This is a genomic window from Bartonella vinsonii subsp. berkhoffii ATCC 51672 (genome assembly GCF_902825225.1).
Lineage (GTDB): Bacteria > Pseudomonadota > Alphaproteobacteria > Rhizobiales > Rhizobiaceae > Bartonella > Bartonella berkhoffii.
Genome location: NZ_CADEAK010000039.1, coordinates 1 through 2,639, shown reverse-complemented (window position 1 = coordinate 2,639; position 2,639 = coordinate 1). Strand labels below are relative to the sequence as shown.

Below are 2,639 nucleotides of genomic sequence, written 5' to 3'. Positions count from 1 at the left end.
TGACCACTCCTATCGGTTGGATAATCGGGGGCATTGCGGCGCTTGTCGGAGCTGGATATCTGCTCTACAAAAATTGGGATACCATCATAAGCTTTTTAGGAACGTTATGGAATTCTTTTGCTAGCTTATGCAGTAACGTTTTCGGTAAACTCTTTAATCTCTTTAAAAACTTTTCACCGCTCGTTTGGATAGCAAAAAAAATCAATGCATTGATTGAATGGTTATTTGGCGTCAATTTAATGGATGCAGGTGCTCATCTCATTGGTAGCTTGTGGGATGGTATCAAAAGCAAATGGCAAGCCCTATCCGAATGGTTTAGCGGTATGATAAGCACATTAACCAGTTGGCTGCCAAGCTGGGGAAAAGAAAAGCTTGGTTTTAATGTTTCAATTAACAAAACTTCAACCCAAACAATTAAAGCCTTTACCGATGAAACCAATGCCCGTGCAAAAAGAATGGTTGATACAGCCGTTGTACCCAATAGTCCATCTGGAAAACGCAAGAATGGTTTTAATACAGATACAGTTGAGACAGGATACATGCAGGCTCCAAATGCAAAAATGAGTGCCTTCAAAGCTCCTAAGCCCATTACAGTTCATAAAGCTGTTGAAGTAGACGCCCGCGTGACCATTACAAATCTCAATATTTCCGTCCCCAATGGTCTCAAGAACGAAATTAGAGATGCAGTCAATCAAGCTCTTGAACGCTATGAGAAGCAACAACGTTTGGCTATAGCCTCCAGCCTTTCGGATTAAGTGCCATGATGTTAGCTTTGGGTGATTTCATTTTTTCGATTGAAACAGCAGCTTATCAAACACTTGGTCTGTCTTATGGCGTTCCATGGGTAGAGCAAGGGCGATTGGGACGAAAGGCGGCTCTTCAATTACCAGCTGTTGCAAATGCGGAATTTTCCTTAACGGGTATAATTTATCCAGATTTTAAAGGTGGTCACAGACAGCTCGAATATTTACGACAAATAGCGCATGAGGGACCTCTCATCCTTATAACGGGGCAAGGCAAGATTTTAGGTAAGTTTGTCATTCTTTCCGTGGAGGAAAAACAAAGCGTTTTTCATCATAATGGCACCCCCAAAAAACAAGAATTTACAGTCAAATTGAGAGAATATGGTGAAGACCTATGAGTGATCTTTACAGGACCAAAGATGGCGATATGGTGGATGCCATTTGCTGGAAATACTATGCCAAAGGTCAACAAGCGCTTGCTGTTGAACGTGTCTATGCAGCAAATTTTGGACTTGCAGACTATGGACCCATTTTAACAGCAGGCATCACAATCATTTTGCCATCCCTCCCCTATCCCAAAGCCACACCCGTGATCAGAATTTGGGGCAGCAAATCATGAAACCTTTTTGCACAGTGATGGCAAATGGAGAAGACATTACCAAAACTCTCATGGATTATGTTTTGTCGATTGAAATTACCGATGAGGCAGAAGACAAAAGCGACCGTATCACCATAGAGCTTGATGACCGTGTACGCGACAGTGATAATGGCTTTCTCGACATTCCTTTAATTGGAACCGTTATTTCCGTGACCCTTGGCTATGAAGGGAGCAAAACACGCGATATGGGAGCCTATCTGATAGACGAAATCTCTGTCAGTAGTCCACCACAAAGCTTAAGTGTTACAGGGCGCGCCGCGTCAATGAACACGTCTTATAGAACACCCAAAAGCCAATCTTATCACCAGCAAACGCTTGGCAATATTGTTCAAGAGATAGCAGAGCGTAATGGTTATAGCGCAAAGGTTGACCCTTCTCTTGCGAAAATTGTTGTGCGTCATATTGATCAAACTGCTGAAAGCGATATAGCTTTTGCCGCACGTCTTGCAGAGAAATATGATGCGGTAGCAAAACCTGTTGACGGCAAACTTGTGCTTGCCAAACGGGGTGAAGGCAAAGCCATCACCGGCGAAACACTCCCTGTTGTTGTTATTCATGAGAAACATTGCACCTCTTGGGATTTTAAATACAGCGCACGGGATGAAGCAGGTGCAGCAAATGGCTTAGAAACGGATGGTGGTGATGACCAAAAAGCCGCGGCGGATGCCCAGACACCAGAAGAGATAGATGATGATGAAAACTCTATCCATATGGATGAAAATGATCTACCGAACCCATCTGAAGCAGAGATAGGAGAAAAAACAGAAAAAGAAGCGGAAAAGCAAGAAGAAGAGAAAAAAGGCGGTGTTCTCGCAACCTATCATGATATCCGCAGTGGTGAAAAAAAAGAAGTCAAAGTTGGCAACCCACCGTTTCATGAACTCAAATATACCTACCATAATCAATCAGAAGCTGTTGCAGCCATTGCCGCTTATCACAATAAGTCATCACGGGGTAAGTCTTCTTTCTCATGTGATATTGGTGGAGATCCCTTTGTGCAAGCAGAAGCAAAACTTGTTCAAGATCCCCATTTCCGACCTTATATTCCGGCAGAATGGCGCATCAAAAGCGTCAAGCACAAACTTGATAAAATGGGCGGTTACACCACAAAAATAGAGTGTGAACTTTTTGACAAAGCACAAGAAGATGCGGCTGGAAACGTTGCAAACACAACACCAGACAAGGATGATACCCTTGATCCAAACGCTCCACAAAATGCATGCGATGAAGGTGAAGGC

The 2,639-nt window shown here is 43.2% G+C and carries 3 protein-coding genes and 1 pseudogene; all 4 read left to right on the top strand.

Features of this window, described 5'->3' with window-relative positions; translation table 11 throughout:
* Positions 1 to 755 (top strand): annotated as a pseudogene (locus J7R10_RS07890) (phage tail protein); the annotation flags it as partial.
* 5 nt (positions 756 to 760) lie between these two features.
* Positions 761 to 1,141: a phage tail protein gene (locus J7R10_RS07885; protein ID WP_010704754.1), complete on the top strand. Its 381-nt coding sequence runs from the start codon at positions 761 to 763 to the stop codon at positions 1,139 to 1,141.
* Positions 1,138 to 1,362 (top strand): tail protein X, encoded by a 225-nt coding sequence (locus J7R10_RS07880; RefSeq protein ID WP_010704753.1) that lies wholly within the window; start codon positions 1,138 to 1,140, stop codon positions 1,360 to 1,362. The genes J7R10_RS07885 and J7R10_RS07880 overlap by 4 nt, the downstream gene beginning before the upstream one ends.
* On the top strand, positions 1,359 to 2,639 hold a 1,281-nt coding region (locus J7R10_RS07875), incomplete at its 3' end, for a phage late control D family protein (RefSeq protein WP_026501382.1). The genes J7R10_RS07880 and J7R10_RS07875, both read left to right, overlap by 4 nt.